Annotated in this window: 19 protein-coding genes and 1 pseudogene; 9 read left to right on the top strand and 11 right to left on the bottom strand. The window is 66.1% G+C overall.

Annotated features, from left to right (window positions below; genetic code table 11):
* Positions 1 to 76 precede the first annotated feature (76 nt).
* The 7 genes from AC1Q5B_RS17400 to AC1Q5B_RS17370 form a co-directional block, all read right to left on the bottom strand.
* On the bottom strand, positions 77 to 3,097 hold the full coding sequence (locus AC1Q5B_RS17400) for a TonB-dependent receptor (RefSeq protein ID WP_492632726.1): 3,021 nt from the start codon (positions 3,095 to 3,097) through the stop codon (positions 77 to 79).
* Positions 3,098 to 3,494: 397 nt separating this feature from the next.
* The gene (locus AC1Q5B_RS17395; protein WP_492632725.1) at positions 3,495 to 5,012 is read right to left on the bottom strand and encodes a tryptophan halogenase family protein; all 1,518 of its coding nucleotides are present in this window, start codon (positions 5,010 to 5,012) and stop codon (positions 3,495 to 3,497) included.
* Positions 5,013 to 5,144: 132 nt separating this feature from the next.
* On the bottom strand, positions 5,145 to 8,129 hold the full coding sequence (locus tag AC1Q5B_RS17390; protein WP_492632724.1) for a TonB-dependent receptor: 2,985 nt from the start codon (positions 8,127 to 8,129) through the stop codon (positions 5,145 to 5,147).
* Between the two features lie 99 nt (positions 8,130 to 8,228).
* Entirely contained in the window at positions 8,229 to 9,257 is a 1,029-nt protein-coding gene (locus tag AC1Q5B_RS17385) for a LacI family DNA-binding transcriptional regulator (protein WP_492632723.1), read from the bottom strand.
* A gap of 184 nt (positions 9,258 to 9,441) precedes the next feature.
* Entirely contained in the window at positions 9,442 to 11,700 is a 2,259-nt protein-coding gene (gene bglX, locus AC1Q5B_RS17380; protein WP_492632722.1) for a beta-glucosidase BglX, read from the bottom strand.
* A gap of 86 nt (positions 11,701 to 11,786) precedes the next feature.
* Positions 11,787 to 12,056: a BolA family protein gene (locus AC1Q5B_RS17375; RefSeq protein ID WP_492632721.1), complete on the bottom strand. Its 270-nt coding sequence runs from the start codon at positions 12,054 to 12,056 to the stop codon at positions 11,787 to 11,789.
* Positions 12,053 to 12,352 (bottom strand): YciI family protein, encoded by a 300-nt coding sequence (locus tag AC1Q5B_RS17370; protein ID WP_492632720.1) that lies wholly within the window; start codon positions 12,350 to 12,352, stop codon positions 12,053 to 12,055. Before AC1Q5B_RS17370 ends, AC1Q5B_RS17375 begins: the two co-directional genes overlap by 4 nt.
* A gap of 373 nt (positions 12,353 to 12,725) precedes the next feature.
* On the opposite strand from AC1Q5B_RS17370, the gene AC1Q5B_RS17365 reads away from it, so the two are divergent.
* The 5 genes and pseudogenes from AC1Q5B_RS17365 (at position 12,726) to AC1Q5B_RS17345 (ending at position 18,280) form a co-directional block, all read left to right on the top strand.
* A complete protein-coding gene (locus AC1Q5B_RS17365) occupies positions 12,726 to 13,631 on the top strand; it encodes a segregation and condensation protein A (RefSeq protein ID WP_492632719.1) in 906 nt (301 codons plus the stop codon).
* A gap of 46 nt (positions 13,632 to 13,677) precedes the next feature.
* Positions 13,678 to 14,502: pseudogene (gene scpB, locus AC1Q5B_RS17360) on the top strand (SMC-Scp complex subunit ScpB); the annotation flags it as partial.
* Positions 14,503 to 14,516: 14 nt separating this feature from the next.
* Entirely contained in the window at positions 14,517 to 16,178 is a 1,662-nt protein-coding gene (locus tag AC1Q5B_RS17355; RefSeq protein WP_492632718.1) for a pseudouridine synthase, read from the top strand.
* Positions 16,179 to 16,317: 139 nt separating this feature from the next.
* The gene (locus AC1Q5B_RS17350) at positions 16,318 to 17,430 is read left to right on the top strand and encodes an NAD(P)/FAD-dependent oxidoreductase (RefSeq protein ID WP_492632717.1); all 1,113 of its coding nucleotides are present in this window, start codon (positions 16,318 to 16,320) and stop codon (positions 17,428 to 17,430) included.
* 70 nt (positions 17,431 to 17,500) lie between these two features.
* The gene (locus tag AC1Q5B_RS17345; protein WP_492632716.1) at positions 17,501 to 18,280 is read left to right on the top strand and encodes a ferredoxin--NADP reductase; all 780 of its coding nucleotides are present in this window, start codon (positions 17,501 to 17,503) and stop codon (positions 18,278 to 18,280) included.
* A 19-nt stretch (positions 18,281 to 18,299) separates the two neighbouring features.
* Here AC1Q5B_RS17345 and AC1Q5B_RS17340 read toward each other — a convergent pair whose 3' ends face one another.
* Complete coding sequence (locus tag AC1Q5B_RS17340) at positions 18,300 to 19,364, bottom strand: SGNH/GDSL hydrolase family protein (RefSeq protein ID WP_492632715.1); 1,065 nt, start codon at positions 19,362 to 19,364, stop codon at positions 18,300 to 18,302.
* 114 nt (positions 19,365 to 19,478) lie between these two features.
* Between AC1Q5B_RS17340 and AC1Q5B_RS17335 the strand changes: the two genes are divergently transcribed.
* On the top strand, positions 19,479 to 20,021 hold the full coding sequence (locus AC1Q5B_RS17335; RefSeq protein WP_492632714.1) for a TlpA family protein disulfide reductase: 543 nt from the start codon (positions 19,479 to 19,481) through the stop codon (positions 20,019 to 20,021).
* A 67-nt stretch (positions 20,022 to 20,088) separates the two neighbouring features.
* Positions 20,089 to 20,859, top strand: coding sequence for an alpha/beta hydrolase family protein (locus tag AC1Q5B_RS17330; RefSeq protein ID WP_492632713.1), 771 nt, complete (start codon positions 20,089 to 20,091; stop codon positions 20,857 to 20,859).
* On the opposite strand, the gene AC1Q5B_RS17325 is transcribed toward AC1Q5B_RS17330, so the two are convergent.
* Both AC1Q5B_RS17325 and AC1Q5B_RS17320 read right to left on the bottom strand, forming a co-directional pair.
* Positions 20,844 to 21,218: a hypothetical protein gene (locus tag AC1Q5B_RS17325; RefSeq protein ID WP_492632712.1), complete on the bottom strand. Its 375-nt coding sequence runs from the start codon at positions 21,216 to 21,218 to the stop codon at positions 20,844 to 20,846. The genes AC1Q5B_RS17330 and AC1Q5B_RS17325 overlap by 16 nt on opposite strands.
* A 31-nt stretch (positions 21,219 to 21,249) precedes the next feature.
* Positions 21,250 to 21,732 (bottom strand): glutathione peroxidase, encoded by a 483-nt coding sequence (locus AC1Q5B_RS17320; protein ID WP_492632711.1) that lies wholly within the window; start codon positions 21,730 to 21,732, stop codon positions 21,250 to 21,252.
* Positions 21,733 to 21,845: 113 nt separating this feature from the next.
* Here AC1Q5B_RS17320 and AC1Q5B_RS17315 point away from each other — a divergent pair, with 113 nt between their 5' ends.
* Positions 21,846 to 22,454 carry a hypothetical protein gene (locus AC1Q5B_RS17315; RefSeq protein WP_492632710.1) on the top strand — a complete coding sequence of 203 codons (609 nt, stop codon included), beginning with the start codon at positions 21,846 to 21,848 and terminating at the stop codon, positions 22,452 to 22,454.
* Positions 22,455 to 22,551: 97 nt separating this feature from the next.
* Here AC1Q5B_RS17315 and AC1Q5B_RS17310 read toward each other — a convergent pair whose 3' ends face one another.
* Positions 22,552 to 24,669: an amidohydrolase family protein gene (locus AC1Q5B_RS17310; protein ID WP_492632709.1), complete on the bottom strand. Its 2,118-nt coding sequence runs from the start codon at positions 24,667 to 24,669 to the stop codon at positions 22,552 to 22,554.
* A gap of 62 nt (positions 24,670 to 24,731) precedes the next feature.
* On the opposite strand from AC1Q5B_RS17310, the gene AC1Q5B_RS17305 reads away from it, so the two are divergent.
* Positions 24,732 to 26,921 (top strand): M3 family metallopeptidase, encoded by a 2,190-nt coding sequence (locus AC1Q5B_RS17305; protein ID WP_492632708.1) that lies wholly within the window; start codon positions 24,732 to 24,734, stop codon positions 26,919 to 26,921.
* The last annotated feature ends 14 nt before the right edge of the window (positions 26,922 to 26,935 follow it).

Raw genomic sequence — 26,935 nt, 5'->3', positions numbered from 1 at the left:
ACCGATTACAAAAGAGCGTCAAACAAACCCGCCGGTCGAGCGACGCCCCAAGGCGCCGCCCGAGGGCGGGTGCGAATTACCAGTCGAAGCCCATGGACAACTTGAAGGTCCTCATGGGTTCGTACACCTCGATGCCACTGCGGGTGCCCACCGTCGGATTCTGCGGACCACCCGCCGGTCCCCAGTTGGTATTGAACTGGCTCCAGTTTTCCCAATTGAAGACATTGATCATGTCGCCACGCACCCACACTGAAAGGTTCTCGCTCGGATTCCAGCGCTTCTGAACGGCCAGATCGAAACGCTTGTATCCGATCGTTCCGTCCGGCGTAACCGGATCGTAGAAGGCACGCAGGTCTCCACAGTCCGCGGCACCGGTTATGGGCTGACAGGTTCCGTTGGCCGGTGAATTCAGGCGATTCACGGACGACAACGGCTTGGGACTTTCGAGAATCAGCTTGCCGCTGAAGGTCAGGTCCCAGCCAGGCGAATAGATGCCGGACAGCACCAGCCGGTGCTTGGCGACGCCGGTGGATACGAAGTATTCATCCGTCACGTACGGATAGTCGAAGAGATAGGTTTCACCCGTCGAAGCATTCGGCCGGTTCTCTTCGGCATCCATATACGTGTAGGCGATATTGACGCCCCAAGGCGATGCCTCCGTATAGGGCTTGTCGGCGGACAGGAGCAATGAGTTCTGGTTGAACGCGAAGCCGTTGTCCATGAGGATCAGGTTGCCGTAACCAGGAACCGCGATGAACGGCGAACCACCGAAGGTCTGCCCCTGCGTCTCGTACTGATGGAAGCTTCCATCGGCACGGCGGCTTCCCAGTCGCGCGTAGAACCCGTCGCGTGCACGGATGTGCTGCAGGGTCACGGCCGTGTTCCAGTCCGTGCTCCCTAGCGTCACCGTGTTGCGCATGCCCAGACTGAACTGGTCGGAGTACGGTGTCTTGAAATCGTTGTTGACGAGTTGGATTTCGCCACCGGCCACCGGGTTGGCCGCCCGGTACGCTTCCAGCCCCTCCGGCGTCATCAGCGCGGGATTGAACGCAATGCAATTGGTGCCCGAGCACGGATGAAGGGGGGTCTGGAAGTTGATGGTGTAAGTCGTAAAGGCACCCGCGTAATACTCGCGCGCAAGGTAGTCGAACAGCGTGCGATCGTACGCACGCCCCGCGCCGCCGAAGATCACGTGACGCTGGTCACCTGCGAGGTCATAGGAGAATCCCAACCGCGGCTGGATGGCGCCCTTGAAGTTATCGCGCTTTCCCGCGCCTGGAATGTAATCGTCGATGTTGTAGTCGGTGTTCTGGATGTTGGTCCAGCTGCGCAGTGCCGATTCGATACCTGGCGCGAGACGATTGTCGGTATAGGCCGGGTTCTCTTCGTAGTCCCAGCGAACGCCCAGGTTCAGCGTCAAGTGATCGTTGACCTGCCAATCGTCCTGGATATAGATGCCGAATTGCTTGTTCTCTGAGCTGACGAAAGGATCGCGGCCGCTACGCGGGGCGGTGTACTCGATCCGCCACGGCTGGGTGAGACTCTCGTTCACGTCATACCAGTAGCGCGGATAGGGCGGAAACTGCTGGAACGCCTTCAAGTCCACTTGCTTGTACTTCACGCCCATCTTGATGGTGTGGTTTTCCCAGCCGTAGAACGTCACGTCGCTCTGGATGCCGACGCCCTTCTGGCCCTTGTCCTGGAAGTTCGGACCGCCACCGAGGTTCAGGACCTGCAGATCGCGCTGGTTCGGATTCTCGGGATTGACGATGGTGTACCGAGCTGAATTGATCGGCGTGACAGGACTGGGATTGTAGGAGGCTTCCTCGAACGTCAGATGGCTGTCGGCGAGCCAGCGCTCGGAGGAGTACTGCCAGCGCAGGTCGGCTCGCGTTTCATCGTTGTTGAGCGCCGTACCCGCGCTCGGAACGTTGACACCGCCAATGCCGAGGATGCCGGTCTCCTTGCGAACGCGCGCAATGAGTTCGAACAGATGAGCATCGCTGGCCTGCAGGCTCAATTTTCCGAAATAGACGTCCTGATTGAACGGACGGCTGGCCGGACCGTAGTACTGGGTGATCTCAGGCGGCAGGACTACGTTGTTATTGAGCACGACGGTTGGCGGCAGGACCGGCGCCGGACGCACGATGTCCTTCGCTTCGTACGAGACAAAGAAGTGCAGCCTGTCACGCAGGATCGGGCCGCCAAAGGTAACGCCGTACTGCTCCACCTTCTCTTCATTCTCGCCATCGCGCAGTTCCTGCGGCGTGGATTTGGTCCAAGCATCGGACGTGCGGTCGACGAAGAAACTGCCCGAGAATTCGTTGGTGCCGGACTTGGTGACCGCGGTGATCGCGGCGCTGCTGATCTGGTCGTACTCGGCCTTGTAGTTGGACGTGATGACTTTGTATTCACCGATCGCCGACTGTGGGAACGGGTTGCCTTCGCTATCGTCTTGGCTGGTGACACCACCTGGCGTTACATAGTTCTTCTGACCCACGCCATCGATATAGACGTTGATGGCATTGGCACCCTGCGCACCGCTTCGGATCTGCGTCTCCTGACCGTTGACCGGGGTCTGCAATGCCATGCCCGGCACGATGTCCGCAAACGCCAGGAAGTTACGCGAGTTCTGCGGCAGCAGTTCGATCTGCTTGTTCGACACGTAGGTCGCCACTTCCGACGTCTTGGTCTCCACCAGCATCGGCGCGGTGACGCGCACGGTATCCAGAGTGGTCGCGTCGCCTGTCGGCGCGGAGATCGGCGGTGCATCCTGGAGGTTCAGGGTCGCCGTCTGGCCGACGGCCAGCGTCACCGCACGTGTGCTGGTCTGGCCACCGGCATTCACTTGGATGCGGTACGTGCCCGGTGGCAGGCCACCGATGTTGTAGCTGCCATTCGAGGCCTTGGCCGAGCGGGTGAGACCGGTATCGACGTTGGTCACGGTAACCGTCGCGTCCGCAGCAGCGGCACCGCGCAATGTGGCGGAGGTGGACTGCGCCAAGACCTGCGGTGCCGCCATCGCCAGGCAACTCGCCAAGGCGCACGACAGCAGTTTGCGGTTGGGACGGAACGTGGTCCGTACGTATTGCTTCATTGGTCTCCCCTCCAAGGATGATGTACCGCGCCCGCAGTAACGAATCCGCGTGCAACGGATTGCTCCGCACCTCGAAAGATGCGGTCTCGCCTATGTGTGTTACCGGATCGCGGTGCGGTCCGTGTCCGGCGCTGTCCTCACTGCGCCGTCCTCTTCCGCCTGTCGGCAGACAAACCGTGCCTCTTCCGCACCCGTACCGCGACGGGACGGGACGTCAAACGATCAAGCCAGGTGTGTGTCACGTCCGCCCTCCACGGCCGACTCTTCACATTGCCGAAATGTAACCGTTTTCAGTGCGGGTGGCAAAGCATTCGCACTGCGTATGGCAAGTGATTCAAGTCACTGAAACAAAGGAAGAAATGGTGGATTTTTTTGCTGCAGTGCAGCGCTGCGGATGTCATACCGCAGGGGCACGGCAGTAGCGGTCTATGAACGCCTCATGCGCAGGCATGGCGTCCACGCAGTTCGCAACGATCCTGGCCACGCCGGAAATGAATCCGTCCAGTTCTTCATCGGACAGCTGATCCACCAGTGGGTGATAGCTTCCGGGCACGATGCCCTGCCCCAACATCACCTGCACCCAGCTCATCTCGGCGAACATCTCCTCCCCATTGCGATGGAAGCGGCCGCTGTCGCGGAACAGCGCAATGACCTCCTCCAGTTCCTGCGGGATCGACATGTCGCGGCACTGCCGCCAGAACGCGGTGTCGTCGCGCTGGGTGGCGTGGTAGTGCAGGATCAGGAAATCACGGATGCGTTCGAAATCGAACACCATCTGCGCGTTGTAACGGTCGATCAGCGTCTGGCTGAAGCCATCGCGCGGGAACAGGCTGAGCAGCCGCATGATCCCCGACTGGATCGAATAGATGCTGGTCGCCTCCAGCGGCTCGACGAAGCCGCTGGACAAGCCGATCGCCACCACATTCCTGTTCCAGAACTGCTTGCGGCGACCGGTGACGAAGCGCAACGGGCGAGGATCGTCCAGGGCACGGCCATCCAGGTGCTTCAGCAGCGTGGCCGCGGCTTCGTCATCGCTGATGTGTGCGCTGGAGTAGACGTAGCCGTTGCCGGTGCGGTGTTGCAGCGGAATCCGCCACTGCCAGCCGGCCTCGCGTGCCGTCGCCCGCGTGTACGGCGTCGGCGGACCGACGTTCTCGCACGGCACGGCAAGTGCGCGATCGCAGGGCAACCAATGGTTGAAGGACACGTAGCCCGTCTTCAGGGTTTCTTCGATCAGCAGGCCGCGGAAGCCGGAGCAATCGATGAACAGGTCGCCGTGGATCGGCTCACCGCTGTCCAGTACGATCGCGTCGACGTGACCGGATTCCGGATCTTGCGTCACGCGCGCAACGATGGCCTCGGTACGCTGGACGCCACGCTGTTCGGCGTAGGCGCGCAGGTAGCGCGCGTACAGGCCGGCATCGAAATGGTAGGCGTAGGCGATATTGGCCAACGGCGAGGTCTGCGGCACGTCGTTGGCCGAGACCATGAACTTGCCGCGCGGGGCGGCCATTGAACTCAGTACATAGCTGCCGATATCGTCGGCCTTGCCGGCATGCGCGGCCTTGATCCAGAACTGGTGGAACGGCAGCAGGCCGAGGTTCTGGCCGATGCTGTTGCCGAAACCGTGCACGTAGGTGTCGCCGACCTTCCCCCAGTTGTTGAACTGGACGCCCAGCTTGAACGTGCCTTGGGTTTTGCGGACGAAGTCGGTCTCGTCGATCTGCAACAGGCTGTTGAACAGCCTGATGTGCGGGATCGTGCCCTCGCCTACGCCGACGGTGCCGATGGCCTCTGATTCGACCAGACGGATCGTGCACGTGCTGCCGAGCACCTTTGACAGCGCCGCAGCCGTCATCCAGCCCGCGGTACCGCCACCCACGATGACGACGGTCCTGATTGCCTGTTCACTCATCGAATTCTGCCCTTCGCATGAGGACGACCGGTCGGGAGCGAGCCAGGCATCCAGTCATTCAGATTCTAAAACACCCTTTAAGACAAGACCCGCCGAAGCGGGTCTTGTGATGGCTGCATGGCGAGCGGTTCGTCACCAAATCACGCGGGCACTCATGAACAGCGTGCGCGGCGGCGCGTACTGCGAGCCATAGGGGTTGTAGCTGACCTGTGGATCGTAGGTCGCGCCGCCCCAGTTGATCTGATAGCCGCTCAGGTTGTCGTAGTTGAACGCATTGATCAGGTCTGCGCGCACCTGGACAGTGACGTTTTCGGTGACGAACATATCCTTGGACAGCGAGAGGTCAACCTGTTTGTGTCCGAACGTACCTGGTGCATCGACAGCGACCGGACGCGGGATGCCGCCGAAGTAGCTACCCGGGGCGATGTCGTTTGCTGGCGGCGGCGTCGCCAGAGTCACCTTAGCGGACGCGGTGATATGCCACGGCAGGTCGTAGATACCGGTCAGTACCAGGCGATGCTCCGGCACGGCCTTCAGATCAATGAAGGGATACTGCTCGATCGTAGCGGCGTCGAACGCGTAGTGTTCATCACCGCCGCGGTTGCCGCGCGCGTGCGAGTACGTGTAGGCGGCGCTGACACCCCAGCCGCTCTCCTTGGTGTACGGCTTGTCGGCCGACAACAACAGTTGCGCCGTCTTCGTCTCGATACCGTTGTTGCCCAGGATCAGCGCACCGAATCCCGGCGGCGTGTGACCCCACGGCTGCGAACCGCCTTGCCAGAAATCACCATTGGGATAACGGTTGCCCAACGTGAAGACCAAGCCTTCCTTGCTGTGGATGTAGGCCAACGTCGCCGACGTGTTCCACTCGCCCACGCTGTTGCGCATACCGATCGAGAACTGGTCCGAATACGGCGTTACCAGATCGTTGTTCAGCAGGTCGATTTCGCCGTTGCGGACGTTCGACGCCACCAGCCCGGCCATCCCCTCCGCGCCCCCCGTCAGATAGGCCGGATTCCAGGCAGCGCAGCTGCCGGGTGCCGGCGTGCATCCGGTCGTATCCGAGAAACGGATGGTGTAGCCCGACAAGGCGGACTTAACCTGCTCCAGACCCATGTAGTCGTACAGATTGCGGTCGTAGCTGCGGCCGATGCCGCCGAACAGCACATGACGCTCGTCACCGCTCAGATCGTAGGAGAAGCCCAGGCGCGGCGCGAAGTTATCCTTGTCCGCCTTGCGATTGTTGCCATTGCTGATGTAGTCGTTGATGTCGACGCCACCCTTGGCCAGTTGTTCGGCGTAGGTGGCACTGATCGCAGGATTGGTGCCGGGACCGGTCAGCGCCGCGACTACCTCGGCCGGCGTCACGTGATCGACGTAGGACGGCGTTTCTTCGTAGTCCCAACGCAGGCCGATGTTCAGCTGCAGACGGTCGGTAACGTTCCAGTCGTCCTGGATGTACAGGCCCACCTGCTTGCTGGTGGTCGTGACCGAAGGCGTGGCGCCTGCAAACGGCAGATTGAAGCGGACCTGGTACGGAATCGCCGACGTGCCCAGCGGCATGCCGGTGAACTGTCCGGCGTTCACCGAGTAATAGAACGCCGGGTTGGCGGTCGAGTTCTCGCTTTGCGTCAGCTCGATCTCCTTGTACTTGATACCCGCCTTGATGACGTGGTCGCCGTGCCACTCCAGCGAGTTGAACGTGATGTCGTTCTGGACCGCTGGACCCTTCTGCCCTTTGCGCTGGATCGCCAGACCGCTGGTCGCATCGTCGAACAGGATGACGCGATCCTGGTTCTGGCCTTCCGTGTAGACACTTTGACTGCCGATGGCGTAAGCGGTCGGATTGAACAGCACATCTTCGTAGGTGAAACGGAACTCGTTGACGTAGCTCTGGCCGTAGTGCTCCCAGCTCAGATCGAAACGGTCCTCGGTGTTGTCGTTGTTCTTGGCGGCATCCGCCGTGGTCAGGTCGCCGACATTGCTGCGGCTGTCTTCACGCCGGATCTTGGCGGAGAGCTCCAGGCGATCATTGTCGCCGACATCCCAGCTCAACTTGCCGAAGTAGAGGTCCTCCTTGAACGGACGAGTGACCGGGCCCAGCTTCGCCTGCACATCGGCTGGCAACAACGCGCCGTAATCGGTGCGCACGCCGGGCACGACCGGATTGGCCGAGATCTCGAAGCCCTTGCCTTCATAGCTGAAGAAGAAGTGCATCTTGTCCTGGATGATCGGTCCGCCCAGCGCGAAGCCGTATTCGTCCTGATGCGTTTTCTGCTTGCTGCGGCCAGGCTGCGTTTCCCCCGCGGTCAGCGAACGGAAATCCGAATTGGTGATGCGCCCGAAAACCTCGCCGTGGAATTCGTTGGTGCCCGACTTGGTCGAGGCCACGATCGCGGCGGAACCGACCTGGTCGAACTCGGCCTTGTAGTTCGAAGTAATGACCTTGTACTCGCCGATGGCGAGCTGCGGGAACGGGTTGCCCGCGCTCTGTTCCTGGCCGGACACGCCGCCGAACAGGTAGCTCTTCTGGCCGACGCCATCGATGTAGACGTTGACCGCACTTGCCTGCTGGGCACCACCACGGATCGACGTATTGCCTTCTGCGCTGGTGGTGAACTGCATGCCCGGCACCGTATCCGCAAATTCCAGGAAGTTGCGGGTCAGTTGCGGAACTGTGTTGATCTGCTTCAGTGAAACGTTGGTGCCGACTTCGGAGGTCTTGACCTCCTGCAGCGGCGGCGCGCTGACACGCACGGTGTCGAGCGTGGTGGCGTCACCGGTCGGGACGGTAGGGGCCGCGGACAGGTCGAGGTTGACCGAGGTGGCGACCTGCAGCGTCACGGTGCGCTCGTTGCCGCCCGACGACACCAGATAGGTACCAGGCGGCAGGCCGACCAGCGCGTAGTTGCCGTCGGCGGAGGCGGTTACCTGACGCTTGGTGCCCGTTGCGGTGTTGGTCGCAGTAACCGGCGCGCCCGCCGTGGCCTTGCCGCGCAGCGTGGCGTTGGACGACTGCGCGATCGCGTGGCCGCTGGCGATCACCAGCACGCTGGCCAGTGCGCAGGTCAGCAGTTTGCGTTTGGGTTGGATCGTGTTCCGGTTGCGGTGCTTCATTTGGCTCTCTCCCTCCAAAGATTGAACATCGTGTTTCGGCGTGTACGCCGCTTGTAATCGGTTACAGGGGCAGGCAAAAAAAACCGCACCCGGGCTTGCTCAACGCTTCGTCTGTCGTCCCTCTCCCACGCTCGATGCCCTGACCACAAGTTCCGGCACCAGCATCGAAGATGGCGCCACGCGCGCGCCATCGGATTCGATCGCTTCCAGCAAACGGCTCATCGCCTGGCCACCCAGCTCGGCAATACTGACCCGCATCGTGGTCAAGGTCGGGTGAACGAAACGCGCGAGCGGGATGTCGTCGAAGCCGGCCAGCGCCACGTCGTGCGGGACGCGCACGCCGGCTTCGTTGAAGGCATACAGGCAGCCGAGCGCCATCATGTCGTTGGCTGCGAACACGGCCTGCGGCTTCTCCGCCGACTGCGCGATGCGCTTGCCTGCCTCGTAGCCCGTGGATTCGCTGAAGTCGCCGGAAAATTCCTGCGGCGCTGCACCGGGCACGAAGCGCGCCATGGCGTCGCGATAGCCGCGCAGGCGTTCGCGCGCGTCGAAATTGCCTTCCGGTCCGCCAATGAAGGCGATGCGGCGATGGCCCGACTGTGCGAGGTGCTCGACCATCGCCACGGCGGCGCTGTAGTTGTCGATGGTCAACGCCGGGTACGACGCGTCCTGCACATCGGTGTTGATCAGCACGACCGGCAGCGACGACGGCAGGTTGTCGACCAGGAAACCGGGGCGATCGGTGTACGGCGACAGCACCAGCAAGCCGTCGACACGGCCACGCATCGCGCGCAGCGCTTCGCCCTGCTCTTCCGGATGGCCGTGGTAGCTGGACACCAGCAGATGCTGTCGGCGCGCACGGGCGACCAGGTCGATGCCGCGGATCAGTTCGGAGAAGAATTCGCCGTACAGGTCGGGCAGCACCACGCCGATGGTCTGGGTGCGGCGGCTGCTGAGACTGCGGGCGGCCGCGTGCGGCTGATAGCGCAGGCGGTCGGCGGTGGCTAGGACTTGCTGGCGGACGGATTCGGCGACGTTCTCGTGACCGTTCAAGGCACGCGACACGGTGGCGACGGAAACCCGTGCCTCGCGTGCGACATCCTTGATGGTGACCGAGGTTCGCGCCATTCCCCGCCCCTCCGCGGTGATGACAGCCTTGAGTGGCGCGGACTGTAACCGTTTTCACGGAAACGTGTAAAGCCCGCGTTATTCGACACCAAAAACATCATCAATTCATGTACTTGCGTATAGCGAGAGGTATCCGCAAGTATTTTGCATCGCAGCAAATCCGTGGCTGCTACGACGGCCGCATTTACTTCGCCGCCACGTCGAAGGTGGCCTCGCGTGTCCGGTCCGAGCTGCCACCGACAAACACGGTGAAGGTGCCCGGCTCAACCACCTGCTGCATGCGCGCGTCGTACATGGCCAGGTCTTCGAAGCCGAGGTCGAAGGTGACGGTCTTCGATTCGCCGGGCGCCAACGCCACACGCCGGAAGCCGCGCAGCTGCTTCACCGGGCGGGTGATGCTGGCGACATCGTCGCGGACATAGAGCTGCACGACCTCCTCGCCCGCACGCTTGCCGGTATTGGTGATCCGCACGCTGACCCGCTGCTGCAGCGCGTTCGGGGCCAACGTCTTCTTCGCCACTACCGGCGCGTCGTAACGGAAGGTGGTGTAGCTCAGACCGTGGCCGAACGCATACAGCGGCGTGGACGGCGCGTCGAGGTACTTGCTGGTGTACTTGTCCGCGTCGCTGGGCGGACGGCCCGTGTTCTTGTAGGCGTAGTACAGCGGAATCTGCCCGACCGTGTGGGGGAACGTCACCGGCAGCTTGGCCGACGGGTTGACGTCGCCGAACAGGACGTCGGTGATCGCATGGCCGCCTTCCACGCCGGGAAACCACGCCTCCAGGATCGCCGGCACCTTGCCCTTCAACGCGCCGATCGACAAAGGACGCCCATTCAGCAGTACGACGACGACCGGCTTGCCGGTGGCCGCGACCTGCAGCGCCAGTTGTTCCTGCACACCGGGCAGGTCGAGCGAGGTGCGGTTGTGCGCCTCCGCGCTCATGTCGGGGTGCTCGCCGAGGAACATCACCACCGCGTCGGCCTGCTTCGCGGCCGCGACGGCCTCGGCGAAGCCGGACGTGTCCGGGCTGTCGATGTCGGCACCCTTGGCGACAAGAAACCGGGTGCCATCGCCGAGTGCGGCCTTCAAGCCCTCGACGGGCGTCACGGCATCTTCCTCGCGACCGGCCACCGCCCAGTTTCCGAGCATGGCGCGCTGATGGTCGGCGAGCGGACCGATCACTGCCAGCGTACGCAACGACTTCGACAGCGGCAGCACGTTGCGATCGTTCTCCAGCAGCACCAGCGATTTCTGCGCCATGCGGCGCGCGGCGGCGCGGTGCTCCGGCGTGAGCGTCAGCGCGCGCTCGCGCTCGCCGTCGTCCGTGCAGTAGCGGTACGGATCCTCGAACAGGCCCAGGCGATACTTCGCATTGAGCACGCGGCGTACCGACGCATCCAGCTCGGCCATCGGGATCTTCCCCGCCCTTACCGCCGCCGGCAGGTCCTTGACGTAGATCTGGCTGACCATGTCCACGTCCACGCCGGCGCGCAGACCCAGAATGCCCGCCTCTTGGCGGTTGGCCGCCACGCCGTGCGGCATCAACTCCATCACGCCGGTGTAGTCGCTGACCAGCAGACCGTCCCAGCCCCACTGCTTGCGAAGCACATCCTCGATCAGCGGCCGGTGCGCATGCATGGGCACGCCGGCCACCTCGTTGAAGGCGGCCATGATCGACTGCGCACCGGCGTCCACGGCGGCCTTGAACGGCGGCAGGTAGACCTCGTGCAGCGTGCGCTCGGAAATGTCCGCCACGTTGTAGTCGCGGCCGCCCTCGGCCGCACCGTAGGCGACGAAGTGCTTGGCGGTCGCCAGGATGGTGTCCGGCGCCCGCAGGTCGTCGCCCTGGAAACCGCGCACGCGCGCCGCGGCGAGTACCGAGCCGAGATACGGATCTTCGCCCGCGCCTTCGACGATGCGGCCCCAGCGCGGGTCGCGGGCAATGTCCACCATGGGCGCGTACGTCCAATGGATGCCATGCGCCGCCGCTTCGACCGCCGCGACGCGGGCGCCGTTCTGGACTTCCACCGGATCGAAGCTCGCCGACTCGCCCAGCGGCACCGGGAACACCGTGCGGTGGCCGTGGATGACGTCGAAGCCGAACAGCAGCGGGATCTTCAGCCGTGACTGCTCCACCGCGATCTTCTGCAGGCGGCAGGTCAGCACCGCGCCCTGGGTGCCGAGGTAGGAACCGATCTCGCCGCGGCGGATCTGCTCCTCGCTGCCCGCCATCGCCGCCGGGCCGGTGTTGGCGCCGAGGCCGGCCGGCTGGTTCAGCTGGCCCAGCTTCTCCTCGACCGTCATCTTCGCCATCAGCGCATCGACGAAGGCGGTTTCCTCCGGCGTCGCATAAACCGGGGGCTTGGCAGCGGTCGGCGCGGCCAGCAGCGTGGCGATCAGCCCGGCGAGCAATGGCTGCGGTGCGATGGATTTCCTGGACATGCCGCCCTCCCGGCGAGACGAAAGGAGGGGAATGTAAACGTTTTCAGTCGTTGACGCATGCCGCGCTGCCGAAGAAGTCCGACGTGTCAGACGGCTTCGTCGGGCGTCCGCGCCTCGATGGCGAGGGCGTGGATGTCGGTCTGCATCATGTCGCCCAGCGCGGCGTAGACGGCCCGGTGCCGCGCCAGCGGCGCCCTGCCGACGAACGCCTCGCTGGTGATCCGGACCGTGAAATGCCCGCGGCCGTCACGGGCGCCCTCGTGCCCGGCGTGCTTGTGGCTGTCGTCCAGCACCTCCAGCGACGCGGGCTGGAGCGCAATCATGAGCGCTTCGCGGATGCGCTCGACCCGGCTCATGGCAGGACCTTGCGGAACGGACGCACGTCGACGCGGACGTAGACCCCGGCCGCAACGTAAGGATCGGCATCGGCCCACGCCCTGGCGTCCTCCAGGGAATCGAACTCGGCGATCACGATGCTGCCGCTGAATCCCGCCGGTCCCGGATCCTCGGCATCGATCGCCGGGCAAGGACCGGCCAGCAGCAGGCGGCCTTCATCGCGCAGCGCGGTCAGGCGTGCCAGATGATCGGCACGCGCCGCCAGACGGCGGGGCAGGACGTCGGGACCATCATGGCCTTCAATGGCATACCACATGGTGTTCACTCCAAAGGCGAAGTCTGAATTGTACGGGCGCGGACGCGTGCGGGCGCTGGACACGGTCCGGACCAAGGCTTACCCTGTCCACCATTGCACGGCCGGAAGCAGCGGCCCGTCCAGGGGAACCACCGGCCACGCCGGCCTCCCCGACCCGTCAAGGGACCACCGGGACGTTCGATTCGCTGCCCCCACCCGCCCGCGCCCGACGACCTCTCGCTGTCCGCCGCCGCAGTCCTGCGGTGTGCTTTGCTGGTTGCTGTAAGGGAAGCGTTCGCCCTGCGACGCATGATGATGGTTGGTGCATTGCCGGTGCCGCGCCGTCCTGCCACGTGCAGGCCCGCAGGGTGACCCGCACGATGGCTGTTTCTTGATGAGCCCAGAACTCGCGTCTGACGCGAACCCACAAACTCCGTCCACGCATCCGCAGCAGCAGGAAATGCCGCTGGCGGTGGTGCATGGCCAGCCGGTGCTGCAGATTCCGCAGGACCTGTACATCCCGCCGGATGCGCTGGAAGTCATCCTCGACGCCTTCGAAGGCCCGCTGGACCTGCTGCTGTACCTGATCCGCCGGCAGAACCTGGACATCCTGGACATCCCCGTCGCCGAGATCACCCGGCAGTATGTGGACTACATCAACGTGATGCAGGAGCTGCGGTTCGAACTGGCCGCCGAGTACCTGCTGATGGCCGCCATCCTGGCCGAGATCAAGTCGCGCATGCTGCTGCCGCGGCCGGTCAGCGAGGAAGGCGAGGAAGGCGATCCACGCGCGGAGCTGGTGCGCCGGCTGCAGGAGTACGAACGCTTCAAGCAGGCGGCCGAGGACCTGGACGCCCTGCCCCGCCAGGATCGCGACACCACGCCGGTGCACGCCGACGTGCCGGACCGCGCTTCGGTGAAGCTGCCGCCGCCGGTGGAGCTGAAGGAAATGCTGCTGGCGCTGCACGACGTGCTGAAGCGCGCCGAGCTGTTCACCGGCCACGCCATCAAGCGCGAGGCACTGAGCGTGCGCCAGCGCATGGGCGACGTGCTGACGCGGCTGGAGGACGGCAGGTTCCACCGCTTCGAGAGCATGTTCACCCCCGAGGAAGGCAAGCTGGGCGTGCTGGTGACCTTCCTGGCCATGCTGGAACTGGCCAAGGAGCAACTGCTCGACATCGTGCAGGAAGCTCCCCTCGCCCCGATCTACATCAAGTCGCTGGCGCTGAACAACACCAACGAACCGCTGCAGTTCTCCAGCGAGTTCGACGACAGCGACGCCGCCAACGACAGCCCCTGACGCGGCCGGGTCGTACGCCCGCCGCACTTCCGAACGACAGGACCGCATGGATCAATCGCTCATCAACCGCATCGTGGAGGCCGCCCTCCTGGCCGCCACCCAGCCGCTGACGCTGGCGCAGCTGCATGGCCTGTTCCCCGAGGACGAGCCGGCGCCGGAAGGCAGTGTCGAACAGGCGCTGCAGGATCTGGCCGACGCCTGCGCCGACCGTGGCGTGGAACTGGTCGAAGTGGCCTCGGGCTACCGCTACCAGGTCAAGGCCGACGTGCACGCCTGGGTCGCGCGCCTGTGGACGGAACGCAAGACCAAGTACACCCGCGCCACGCTGGAAACGCTGGCCCTGATCGCCTACCGCCAGCCGATCACCCGCGGCGAGATCGAGCAGGTCCGCGGCGTGGCGGTCAGCAGCAACATCATCCAGGCCCTGGAAGAACGCGAATGGATCCGCGTGGTCGGCCACCGCGACGTACCGGGCAAGCCCGCGCTGTTCGGCACCACGAAGGGCTTCCTCGACTATTTCGGCCTGAAGCGCCTGGACGAACTGCCGCCGCTGTCCGAGCTGAAGGACATCGGCGAACTGGAGCCGCAGCTGCCGCTCGATGGCGCGCCGCTGCCCGTCAGCATCGCCAGCGGCGATGCCGTCGACGGCGAACGCAACGACAACGGCCCTGACGAAAGCATGCAGGACGACAGCACGCCCGTCGCGGATGGCGACGGCGACACGGACGGCACCCACCACGACACCGCGGCATCGGACGATGCCGGCGACGACACCCCATCGGACGACACCGGCGACGACGCCGGCGATCACGATGAACCTCAACCCGAAGATGACGACGCCGCTGCTTCCGACGAGGAAGACCGGGCACCGTCGGAGCAGAAACAATGAGCACCACCCCCCCGAAGAAAACCTCCCTGGGCAAGCTGTCGCTGAAGCGCGGCGAAGGCGCCGAAGCGCCGGACACCCAGCGCCTGGAAGAACGCCTGCACAAGGTACTGGCGCAGGCCGGCCTGGGCTCGCGCCGCGCGCTGGAACAGCGTATCGCCGACGGCCTGGTCAAGGTCAACGGTGAAGTCGCGCAGACCGGCATGTCGGTCAAGGGCGGCGACCGCGTCGAACTGGACGGCAAGACGTTCGTCGCCAGTGCGCTGACCGAGCCCTCGCGCGTGCTGATCTACAACAAGCCGGAAGGCGAAGTCACCACCCGCGAAGACCCCGAAGGCCGCCCGACGATCTTCGAAGCGCTGCCGGCCCTGAAGGGCGCGCGCTGGATCGCGATCGGCCGCCTGGACATCAACACCACCGGCCTGCTGGTGCTGACCACGGACGGCGAACTCGCCAACGCGATGATGCATCCGTCGTACGAAGTCGAGCGCGAGTACGTCGTGCGCGTGCGCGCGCCGGAAGGCCAGGAAAGCGTGCCGGACAACATCGTCGACCGCCTGCGCCGCGGCGTGGCGCTGGACGACGGCCCGGCCAAGTTCGACGAGATCGAACGCATCGGCGGCACCGATTCGCACGATTGGTTCCGCGTGGTGGTCAAGGAAGGCCGCAACCGCGAAGTCCGCCGCCTGTGGGAATCGCAGGGCTGCCAGGTCAGCCGCCTGAAGCGCGTGCGCTACGGCAAGGTCAGCCTGCCGCAGCCGCTGCTGCGCGGCCAGACGCAGGAACTGCCCGACGCGCAGGTCGAGGCGCTGCGCAAGGACCTGGGCCTGGAGGTGGGCACGCCCGCCGCCCTCACGCTGCAGCCGGTGATCGGCCAGCGCAAGGCCGCCAAGTCGACCGTGCACGTGGGCGGCGGCCGCAGCGGCAGCGCCTACGTCAACGGCCACAACAGCGCCGACGAAGGCCGCGAGCTGCGCCGCTTCGACCATGTCCGCGAAGACCGCGGCCGCGGTGGCCGTGGCAAGAAGCCGCACGGCGGCCTGACCGTCAGCGGCGAACAGGCCGCGAAGCAGTCGCAGCGCCCGTTCAAGCAGCGCACGCCGAAGGGCCCGAAGCCGTTGCCCGATGGCAATCCGGCGGCCTTCCGCAGCTGGTACGTGCCCGATGGCGTGGACACCGGCCCGGCCGGCCATCGCAACGCCGGCCCTGGCGGCCCGAAGAAGCCCTACGGCGGCAAGCCGGGCGGCGGTCGTCCCGGTGCCGGTGGCAAGCCGGGCGGCGCAGGCAAGCGCGGTCCCGGCGGTGGCCAGGGGGGGTTCGGTGGCGACCGGTTCGGCAACGAGCGGGGACCCGGCAGCTTCGGTGCCGAGCGAGGGCCACGTGGCGGCCAGGGCGCCGGCAAGCCGCAGCGCGCGGCACGTCCGTACGGGCATCCCGCCAGCGCGCCCAGCTTCCCGTCCGACCATGCCAATCCCGGCTTCAATCCCTATGGCCAGCAGCCGCGTGGTCCGCGTCCGCAGGGGCGTCCGGGCGGTGGCGGCAATCGTCCCCAGCATGCGGGCGGTCCGCGTCCCGGCGGTCGCCCGGCAGGCGGTCGTGGCCCCGGCGGACGCCCGGGGGGCGGCGGCCAACGCGGCCCGCGTGGCGGTGGCCACGGCTGATGCGACAGGAAGAAGGCGCCTCTCGGCGCCTTCTTCGTTTTCTGCAGTCGCGCGTCGTCGACTTCATGGCGACTTCATCGCGGCTCCCCGCACCGCCGGCAGGCTGCGCGCCATCCCCGGATGGAGCGCAGGCCCGACGATGCAGGACCCCCGTCATGACGCGATCATCGTAGGCGCCGGCTTTGCCGGTCTGGCCTGTGCACGCGAACTGGCCGCGCATGGCCTGCGCGTCTGCGTGATCGATCGCAAGCAGGATCTCGGCGAACGCGTGCATACCACGGGCATCCTGGTCCAGGAAGCCTGCGGCGCTCCGCTGCTGGCAGGCGTGCCCCGCGCACTCCTGCGTGCCGTTCCGCACGTGCGCCTGTATGCGCCGAACCTGCGCAGCGTGCGGCTGGGCGCGGACGGCTATCGTTTCTACACCACCGACACGCCGGCGCTGATGCGCTGGCTCGGCGAGCATGTGGAGACCCGCGGTGTCGAACTGCGTCGCGGACAGTCCTTCAGGAGCGCGACACGCACGCGGACGGGATGGCATGTGGAAGGCGTGGGCCACGCGCGCATCCTGGTCGGCGCCGACGGTGCGCGATCGCGGGTCGCGCAACGTCTCGGCCTCGGGCAGGTGACACGGTTCCTCTACGGCGTGGAGTACGAGTTCGACGGCATGACGCTGCGCGAACCCGATGCCCTGCACTGCTTCATCAGCAAGCGCTTCGCACACGGCTACCTGGGCTGGGTGGCGCAGACACCGACCGGCGTGCAGGCCGGTCTCGCGCGGCGGCATTCCCGCGGCATGGGTCCCGCGCCCGACATGGCCGGTTTCCTGCGCCATGTCGCGCCGATGACAGGATTGCCGGTCGCACGTCCGCCGGACAGCATCCGCGCCGGCCTGATTCCCTGCGGCGGCGCGGTCCGCCCGATGCAGCGCGACGACGTGGTGCTGATCGGCGATGCCGCCGGCATGGTGTCGCCGCTGACGGCGGGCGGCATCCATGCCGGCCTGCGCCATGGCGCGGAGGTGGGACGGAGACTGGTCCACCGTCTCTCGCGTGCGGCGACGCAGAACGCCCACGAGGCCTCGCCTGTCCCCGGCTTCGCCTTCAAGCGCCTGCTGCGATGGGTCTTCGACCATGGCCAGTTCGATCTGCCGGTCGATCTACTGCTGGGGACGCGTCCCGCGCGCCGCGCGGTCGAACAGCTGTGCTTCCACCGGCGAGGCGGTCGGGCGCCCGATCCGGACCGCGCGGATTGAGCACGATCAAAGGCCGGCCGGTGCCCGTCGGCTACAATGGCGCGTTGATTCGATAGCCCAGACTTCCCCCATGTCCTCTGCGTTCGGCACCGAGACGGTGCTCGACGTCCGTCACTGGACGGACGCCTACTTCAGCTTCACCACCACCCGCGACGACGGTTTCCGCTTCGAGAACGGCCAGTTCGTGATGATCGGGCTGGAAGTCGAGGGCAAGCCGCTGCTGCGCGCCTATTCGATCGCCAGCGCGAACTGGGAAGAGCAGCTCGAATTCTTCAGCATCAAGGTGCAGAACGGACCGCTGACCTCGCGCCTGCAGCACATCAAGCCGGGCGACACCGTGCTGATCGGCCGCAAGCCCACCGGCACGCTGCTGATCAGCGACCTGCACCCGGGCCGCAACCTGTACCTGCTGGGCACCGGCACCGGGCTGGCGCCGTGGCTGTCGGTGATCAAGGATCCGGACACCTACGAGCGCTTCGACAAGGTCATCCTGACCCACGGCGTGCGCCATGCCGACGACCTGGCCTACCGCGACTACTTCGAGAAGGAACTGCCGCAGCACGAGTTCCTCGGCGAGACGATCCGCGAGAAGCTGCTGTACTACCCGGCCGTGACCCGCGAGGACTTCATCCACCAGGGTCGCCTGACCGACCTGATGGCCAGCGGCGCGATGATGGACAGCCTGGGCATCGATCCCCTGGACGCGGAACACGATCGCGCGATGATCTGCGGCAGTCCGCAGATGCTGGCCGACTTCCGTGCGCTGCTCGATGGACGCGGCTTCACCGCCGCCCCGCGCATCGGCACCGCGGGCCAGTACGTGTTCGAGCGCGCCTTCGTCGAGAAGTGATCGCGCCGCGCCGGCGGCATCAGGATGGACTGCAGCCTTGCGCACCGGGCCGTGCGCCGCCGATTGCCGACGACGCGATCTCCGCCGCCGTGATCGGCCGGATACCCGCCGCGAAGCGCTGGTTCAGCACATGGACCATGGCCTTCGCCCACAGCGCGTTCCAGACCGTGCCCGCATGCCCGTCGGCCAGGATCGCGTGGCACGGGGCGTCGCCCTGCGTATTGGTGACGACGAGCCGTCCATCGACGTTGACCGGCCGGTACCCCGGCCGCCCCTCGGGCGTGCGGCCGCCCCACAGGGCGGCGAACCAGGCGCGGTCGTCGAAGAATGCGATACGCGGATCGCGCGCGGCCATCGCCTTCAACGCCGCGTCGTAACGGTCCAGCGCAAGCGTGATGTTCGCCTGCTCGCGCGGCGACTGCCAGCGATGGATGTTCTGCCCGACGTGCGCGTTGTCGAAGATCCCGACCAGCACTACCCGCGTATCCGGATGGTGCCGGTGCAGGTAGGCCACGGCATCGCCCACGTCGGCGATGCAGCGATCGATCTGCGCGATCACGTCAGGGGCCCGGTTGGCCGCCAGACGCTCGAGGCTGTCGCGCTGGCCGAAGCTGTTGACGCCGATACGCAGTATCACCACGCCGCCCCGCCATGACGCCGCCGATTCGTCCATCAGGCGCACCAGCCGCGGCATCTGCTTCTGCACGTTCATCAGGTCGTTGCAGACCGCACCGGACACCGCGAAGTTGTAGGCGAAGTCCTCCTTCTCGGGCACGCGTGCCGGCCGTCCCAGGCTTTCCTCCAGCAAGGCGACGAGCCGCCGGCTGCCGTAATGCCCCCAGCTTCCCTGGTCCACCTGGGCGCTGCGGAGACGCTGCAACCACTCCGTCCATTGCCAGGTCGTCGCGTGGAAGGCGCCACCGCGCAGTCCGTCGCGCCCGCTGAACTGCGTGCCGTCGTGGTAGGCATGGCTGTCGGAGTCGCCGACGACGGCCAGCTTCAACGGCGCCGCCTGCACCGCGCCGCCGCCCCCGAGAGCGGCGACCAGCAACGCCGCCCACCATGTCCGCTGTCCCACCGCCATGTCTTCGAAACCTCCTGCCCGCCTTCCGGAGAGAACGCGAAGCCCTGCACGGCGGGGACACGGGCGATGCGCCGGTGCTACGCTCCCGGCACGACGTCCTGGGGAGGACATGCCGTGATCCGGAATCTTCTGCTGGCCGCGCTGCTGGTCCTGGCTCCCTGCGCGCATGCCGGCGACACCGTCAGCCAGCCCGGCATCGGCGACGTGCCGCCGCCCATCACCCTGAAGGATCGCAAGGGCAACGCGGTCGACCTCGATGCGCTCAAGGGCAAGGTGGTGGTGGTGACGTTCTGGGCGTCGTGGTGCGGGCCTTGCCGGCGCGAACTGCCGATGCTCGGCCATGTGCAGAAACTGGTCGGACGCGACTACCTGGAAGTCATCGCGATCAACATGAAGGAATCGCGCGACGATTACCTCGGCGTATTGCGCGCGAACAAGGACCTGGACCTCACCTTCGTCCACGACGTCCGTGGCGTGGTCACCGACCGTTACGGCGTCACCGCGCTGCCGAACATGTTCATCATCGGGCAGGACGGTCTGATCGTGCGGACCCATCGTGGGTATTCCGAGGCGGTACTCGAATCCTTCGCCCGGGAACTCATCGCCCTGCTGCCCGAAGAGGCGCTGGAGGGCCGCGCGCCGCCGCGCAGCCCGTAGGCAGGCCGCCACGCGCGCATCGCCTGGCCGGTGCTAGTCTCGGCGCATCGAAGCCGGGGAACGGAACATGGCACGCATGCGGACCATCGCGGCACTGGCACTGGTGGCGGTCGTCCTCACGGCATGCCTGCCCGCCGCCGATCCCCAAGCGCCGGTGCCGCAGGCACTCGTCCCGTCGACTGGAGCGCCCGCGCGACTGGTGGTGGTACTGCCCGGTCGCGGCGACGATGTGCAGGTACTGCGCGAGAGCGGCATCGCGCCGGCCATCCAGGCCGCGTGGCCCGACGCCGATGTCGTCCTCACCGGACTCGGATTCGGCTATTACATGCAGGGTCGCGCGCCGCAGCGGCTGCACGACGAAGTGATCGTGCCGGCACGCGCACGCGGTTATCGCGAGGTGTGGCTGTTGGGTGCCTCCATGGGCGGCATGGGCACGCTGATGTACGACCGTGCGTATCCCGGCGAGGCCGATGGACTCGTACTGCTGGCGCCTTATCTGGGCGACCGCGGGCTGGTGGAAGACATCCGCACGCGCGGACTGGGACAGTGGGACGCGGGTCCGGTGCCCGCCGCCGTGGATGCGGACAACTACCAGCGCGAACTGTGGCGCCATCTGCAGGGCTGGCGCGACGCCCCCGCACGCACGCGCTCGGTCTGGCTGGGCTACGGTGCCGACGACCGACTGGCGGAGGCGATGCCGCCGCTGGCCGGACTGCTGCCGCAGGACCACACGGTCGTGGCGGAGGGCGGACACGCCTGGAAGGTGTGGTCGCCGCTGGCCCGGCGCCTGCTCACTGCGGCGGGCCCGGCACGTCTGGAGGCTCAGCGCTCGCCGTAGCGCAGCCACCGGACGGCCGAGGCTTCATCCGCGAAGACGCGCGCATCGAAGCCGTGCTCGTTGGCCAGCAAGCCGGCGAACTCGACGTCGGGCAACTGGTCGGCGTGCTTCTCCACATAGGCGATGCGCACGGCCTCCATGCCCTGGCCCCGCATGGCCTGCACGAACTCCAGCAACTGCTCGGGCGGCGGTGGCAGGCCTTCCATGTCGTCGACCACCAGCAACGCCGCGGGCGAAAGCCGGCGTACCTCGTCAGCGAGGGCGCGCCAGTACGCCAGCGTGGTCTCCAGCGTGCCGTTGGTGCCGGTCACCCAGGCGCGCAGGCCGTAGTCGGTGGTGCCGAACTCGATGTGGAACACACGGGTATCCGCGCCACGCATGCCGTTGCGATCACCCCAGCGCAGCGCGGATGTCGCCCGCGATCGACGCCGGCGTATCGGTCGGTGCGTAGCGCTTGATGACCTGGCCGTCGCGGCCGACCAGGAACTTGCTGAAATTCCATTTGATCGCGCCGATGCCGAGCAACCCGCTCTTCTCCTGCTTCAGCCATGTCCACAGCGGGTGCGCATCGCGGCCGTTGACGTCGATCTTGGCGAACATCGGGAAGGTCACGTCGTAGTTCAACGAGCAGAAGGTACGGATCTCGGCCTCGTCGCCCGGCTCCTGGTGGCCGAACTGGTCGCAGGGGAACCCCAGCACGACCAGACCCTGCGGACCGAACTCGCGCCAGAGCGCTTCCAGGCCGGTGTACTGCGGGGTGAAGCCGCACTTGGAGGCGACATTGACGATCAGCAGGGCCTTGCCCTGGTACTCGGACAGCGAGCGCTCGCGACCGTCGAGGTCCTGGGCGGAGAAATCGTAGGCGGTGGTCATCAGGTTCTCCCCGAAAGGCGCTATCAGACACCCGTCGCACCGGCGGGGCAAGGCCGGCGCCGGCAAGGTGGGCAGGCGGGCGTCGATCCGCTAACGTGGGCCCGCACCGGACCATGGACGCCGCCATGCAAGCCGCCGATCCCGCCAGCCACGCCAACCTCTACATCCACATCCGCATCCTGATGGGAATGATCGTGGGTCTGGGGCTGACCCACCTGCTGCGCCACGTGGCGCGCATCATCGAACGGCCGCACGCGCACCCGGTCCATGGCGTGCACCTGCTCTGGGCCGGCTTCATGTTCTTCTACCTGCTGCACTTCTGGTGGTGGCAGTTCAGCCTTTCCCATCAGTCGCACTGGAACTTCTCGCTGTATCTCTACATCACCCTGTATGCGCTGCTGCTGTACCTGCTGTGCGCGCTGGTGTTCCCCGAATCGCTGCCGGAAGGCACCGGCTACCGCGAGTACTTCTACGCGCGGCGGCGCTGGTTCTTCGGCCTGCTGGCGCTGATGTTCGTGGTCGACATCGGCGATACGCTGATCAAGGGGCAGGCCTACCTGCAACAGCTGGGCCCGGAATACGGGTTCCGCAATGCAGCGTTCGTGCTCGCGAGCCTGGCCGCCATCGCCACGCGCAACCCGCGCTTCCACGGCATCTTCGCCGTGGCGGCGCTGCTGTACGAACTGTCGTGGATCTGGCGGCGCTACGCGATCCTGACGTAAGCCTGCCCTTCTGTGGGAGCGACGTCAGTCGCGACCGCATGGCTGACGCACTCCTAAGTCTGCGGTCGCGACTGACGTCGCTCCTACAACAGCCATCTCACCGCACCGGCTGCACCTTGATGGCCGGCACGAACGGCGTGATGCCCAGCGCTTCGTGGATCTCCGCCGGGTAGTACGCGCGGCCGTCCTTGATGACCAGCGCCAGCTTGCGGATGTCGGCGATGTCGGCCGTCGGATCACCGTCCACCAGCACCAGGTCGGCACGCTTGCCGGGTGCGATGGAACCCGCATCATCCAGCGTACGGCTGTACTTGGCGCCGTTCCAGGTCGCGACCTGCAGCGCCTGCGACGGCGTCAGCCCGGCCTGCACGTACAACTCCAGTTCCCGCTGCAGGGTGAAGCCTGGCAGCTCGTCCGTGCCCGCCACCAGTGGCACGCCGGCGCGGTACATGCGACCGGTGAACTCGACCAGCTTGTCGAAGCTGCGCTTGTAGCGTGCACCGGTCGCATCGTCGGCGATGTCCATTTCCGCCGCGCGGCGACTGCGCTGCACGTCCGGCGGCAGGTGATCCGCGACGTCGGCGACGATCGGCGACAGCTGCCCTTCGCGCTGGTGGATGAACTCGAACGTCGCCAGCGTCGGATCGATGACGATCTGCTTCCTGGCCAGTTCGGCGATGAAGTCCTGCACCGGCTGGCTGTCGAAGTCGAGTCCGTCGGTCCTGTCGGCGACCAGGTAGAAACGCGCGAGCGTGCGCGTGTCGGTCTCCGGCGTAACGAAGAAGTTCAGCATCACCTGGTTGATGTGCTGGATCTCGTCGTAGCCCTGCTCCACCACGTCCTGCGCGCGCAGGAACGCCGGCACGTGGCCGCTGACGCGGATGCCGCGCTGGTGGGCGTAGGCGGTGGTGTCGCGCAGGATCTCCTTCGGGAACGAGTTGTAGATCTTGATCTGCGGATACCCGTGCTCGACGTACCAGTCGATCGCCTGCTTCGCGCCGGCCAGGTCCTTCACGACGAAGCCGCCCTGCGAGGAATGCGGGCTCTGGCCTTCGATGTAGCCGGCCGGGATCACCCGCGGGTGCATCAGCGTGCCTTCCCGCTCTTCCGCCATCAGCTGCTGCAGCGTGGCGTTGTCGTTGCCCATGTCGCGCGCGCTGGTCACGCCCGCGGCCAGGTGCAACCCGCCTTCCCAGTTGCCGGCATGCACATGCATGTCGTACAGGCCCGGCAGCAGCACGCGGTTGCCCGCGTCCACCACAGTGTCGGCCGTGACGTCCGCCCTGCCCGCCGGCGATACGGACACGATCCTGCCATCGCGCACGACGACGTCGGATGCCGCGCCGAGCGTGGCCTTCTCGCTGTCGAACACACGCGCGTTGCGGACCAGCGTGGTGCCCGGCAGCGGATGCGCCAGGCGCTGCTGCAACGCTACCAGCGCTTCGCGCTCGGCGGTCTTCTGGCGCGCTTCCAGGGCGTTCGCGCTGCCCTGCCAGCCGTCCTCGATCAGCTGCAGGAAGCCGGGATAGATGTAGGCGAACAGGCGCGGCTCGGCCTCGCGGGTGACCCAGACGAAGCTGGGCGTGAAGCCGATGCCGGTCAGCGCCAGCAGGTCGACCGTCTGCCTCTTCTTGCCGCCGGTGATGTCCATCGACGCGACCTTGCGCTGCGTCAGCGTGCCGCTCGGCACCAGCGGCAGCTTCCCGTCGGGCCGCTTGGCCAGTGCCGCCAGCGCCACCGACATCGCGGCCGGTGTGCCGCCCAGCGGGGTGTAGAGGGCGGTGCCGGTAAAGGCGTGCGTGCCATGGTCGGAAGTGCTCTTCCAGGTGCCGGTATCGCCGTGGCGCGTGAAGGTCTCATCCACGGGCGCACCGAACGTCGAGGCGCCCTTCACCTGGTAACGATCGTAGGTGCCGTCGGCGCGAAGCCGGAATTCCTCCTTCAGTTCCGGCCCGCGCCCGTTGTCTTTGAAGATGAAGTCGACCCGGGTGGTGCCGTCCTCGTCGACGGTGACCGTCTGTTCGCCTGCCTTCTTGCCCCCGTCGACCAACGCGACGTACTTCAGCGTCTCGGCCGCCAGCGCGGACGGGGCAAGCAACATCGCGCAGCAGAAGGCAAGGACAGGCTTCACGGGGTTCTCCGGCAGGGGCGCAGGCGCGCCGATCCGCCGCAGCGTGAGGCCGCCGGCCATCCCGCCGCCCATGCCTTTCGTCATGGGTCCGGCCTTTCCCGCTGCGGTACCCTTGGGAATCCATCTTTGTAAGGACGTAGCGCTTCATGACCACCCGCCTCGCCCTCGCGCTTGCCGCGACCCTCGGACTCGCCATGCCCGCCTACAGCCAGGCCGCCACGCCGGCCACCCAGACGCCCCAGGCCGCCAATCCCTTCTTCGCCGAAAGCCCGCTGCCGCTGCACTACCCGCAGTTCGACAAGATCAAGGACAGCGATTTCGCGCCCGCCTTCGATGCCGGCATGGCCGAGCAGCTGAAGGAGATCGACGCGATCGCCAACAACAAGGCCAAGCCGACGTTCGACAACACCATCATCGCGCTGGAGAAGTCCGGCCAGGTGCTGGACCGGGCCACCACCGTGTTCTTCAACCTGGTCGGCACCGACACCAACGACGCCCGCAACAAGCTGCGCGCGGACTACTCGGCGAAGTTCGCCGCGCACGGTGATGCCATCAGCCTGAATCCGAAGCTGTTCGCGCGCATCAAGGCGTTGTACGACCAGCGCAACAACCTGGGACTGGATGCGCAGGGCGTGCGCCTGATCGAGCGCTACCACACCAGCTTCGTGCGCTCCGGCGCCAACCTCAACGATGCCGACAAGGCCACGCTGAAGGCGATGAACGCCGAACTCGCCTCGCTGGGCACGCAGTTCAGCGATTTCGTGCTGAAGGAAGTCAACGCCTCGGCCGTGGTCGTCGACGACGTCAAGCAACTCGACGGCTTCACGCCGGGCCAGATCGCCACCGCCGCCGAAGCCGCCAAGAAGCGCGGCCTGGAAGGCAAGTACGTGCTGACCCTGCTGAACACCACCGGCCAGCCGCCGGAATCGCAGCTGACCAACCGCGCGCTGCGCCAGCGCCTGCACGAAGCCTCGGTCGCGCGCGGCAGCCGCGGCGGCGAGTTCGATACCACCGCGCTGGTGTCGCGCATCATGAAACTGCGCGCGGACCGCGCGAAGCTGCTGGGTTACCCGAACCACGCCGCCTACGGCCTGGAAGACCAGACCGCACGCACGCCGGAAGCGGTCAACGCGATGCTCGGCAAGCTGGCGCCGGCCGCCGTGGCCAACGCCAAGCGCGAGGCCGCCGACCTGCAGGCGATGATCGACCAGGAACAAAAGGCCAAGGGCCAGCCGACCTTCAAGCTGGAACCGTGGGACTGGGCGTTCTACACCGAGAAGGTGCGCGCGGCGAAGTACAACTTCGACGAGTCGCAGCTCAAGCCGTACTTCGAGATGAAGAACGTGCTGGAGAATGGCGTGTTCTTCGCCGCCACCCAGCTGTACGGCCTGACGTTCAAGGAGCGCACCGACCTGCCGAAGTACCACGCCGATACCTGGACCTACGACGTCTTCAACGCCGACGGATCGCAGCTGGCGATCTTCATCTTCGACCCATATGCGCGCGACTCCAAGCGCGGTGGCGCGTGGATGAATTCGTACGTGTCGCAGTCGGGCCTGAGCGGCGACAAGCCGGTCGTCGCCAACCACCTGAATGTGCCCAAGCCGCCGGCAGGCGAGCCCACGCTGATGACGTGGGACGAAGTGACCACCACGTTCCACGAATTCGGCCATGCGCTGCACGGCATGTTCTCCGACGTGAAGTACCCGTACTTCAGCGGCACCAGCGTGCCGCGCGACTTCGTGGAGTACCCGTCGCAGGTCAACGAGATGTGGGCCGACTGGCCGTCGATCCTGGCCAACTACGCCAAGCACTACAAGACCGGCGAACCGCTGCCGCAGGCACTGCTGGACAAGGTGATCGCCGCCTCCAAGTTCAACGAAGGCTTCAAGACGACCGAGTACCTGGGCGCGGCCATGCTGGACCAGCGCTGGCACCAGATCACCGCCGACCAGGTACCCGCCGCCGACGGCGTGATGAAGTTCGAGGCCGCCGCGCTGGCGGCCGACGGCATCAACTACGCGCCGGTGCCGCCGCGCTACAAGACGCCCTACTTCAGCCACATCATGGGCGGCTACTCGGCCGGTTACTACGCCTACATCTGGTCGGAAGTGCTGGACGCCAACAGCGTGGAGTGGTTCAAGCAGAACGGCGGCCTGAAGCGCGAGAACGGCGACCACTTCCGCAAGACGCTGCTGTCGCAGGGCGGCAGCCAGGATGCGATGAAGCTGTTCCGCGACTTCGCCGGCCACGATCCGAAGATCGAACCGCTGCTGGAGAAGCGTGGGCTGACCGCACCCGAAGGCGCAGCACCGGCCGCCACGCCGGTGAAGTAAGCACCTTCACGACG

The sequence above is a fragment of the Pseudoxanthomonas sp. GW835-FHT14C01 genome (assembly GCF_058793715.1).
This window is presented reverse-complemented; position numbering and strand designations above follow the sequence as displayed.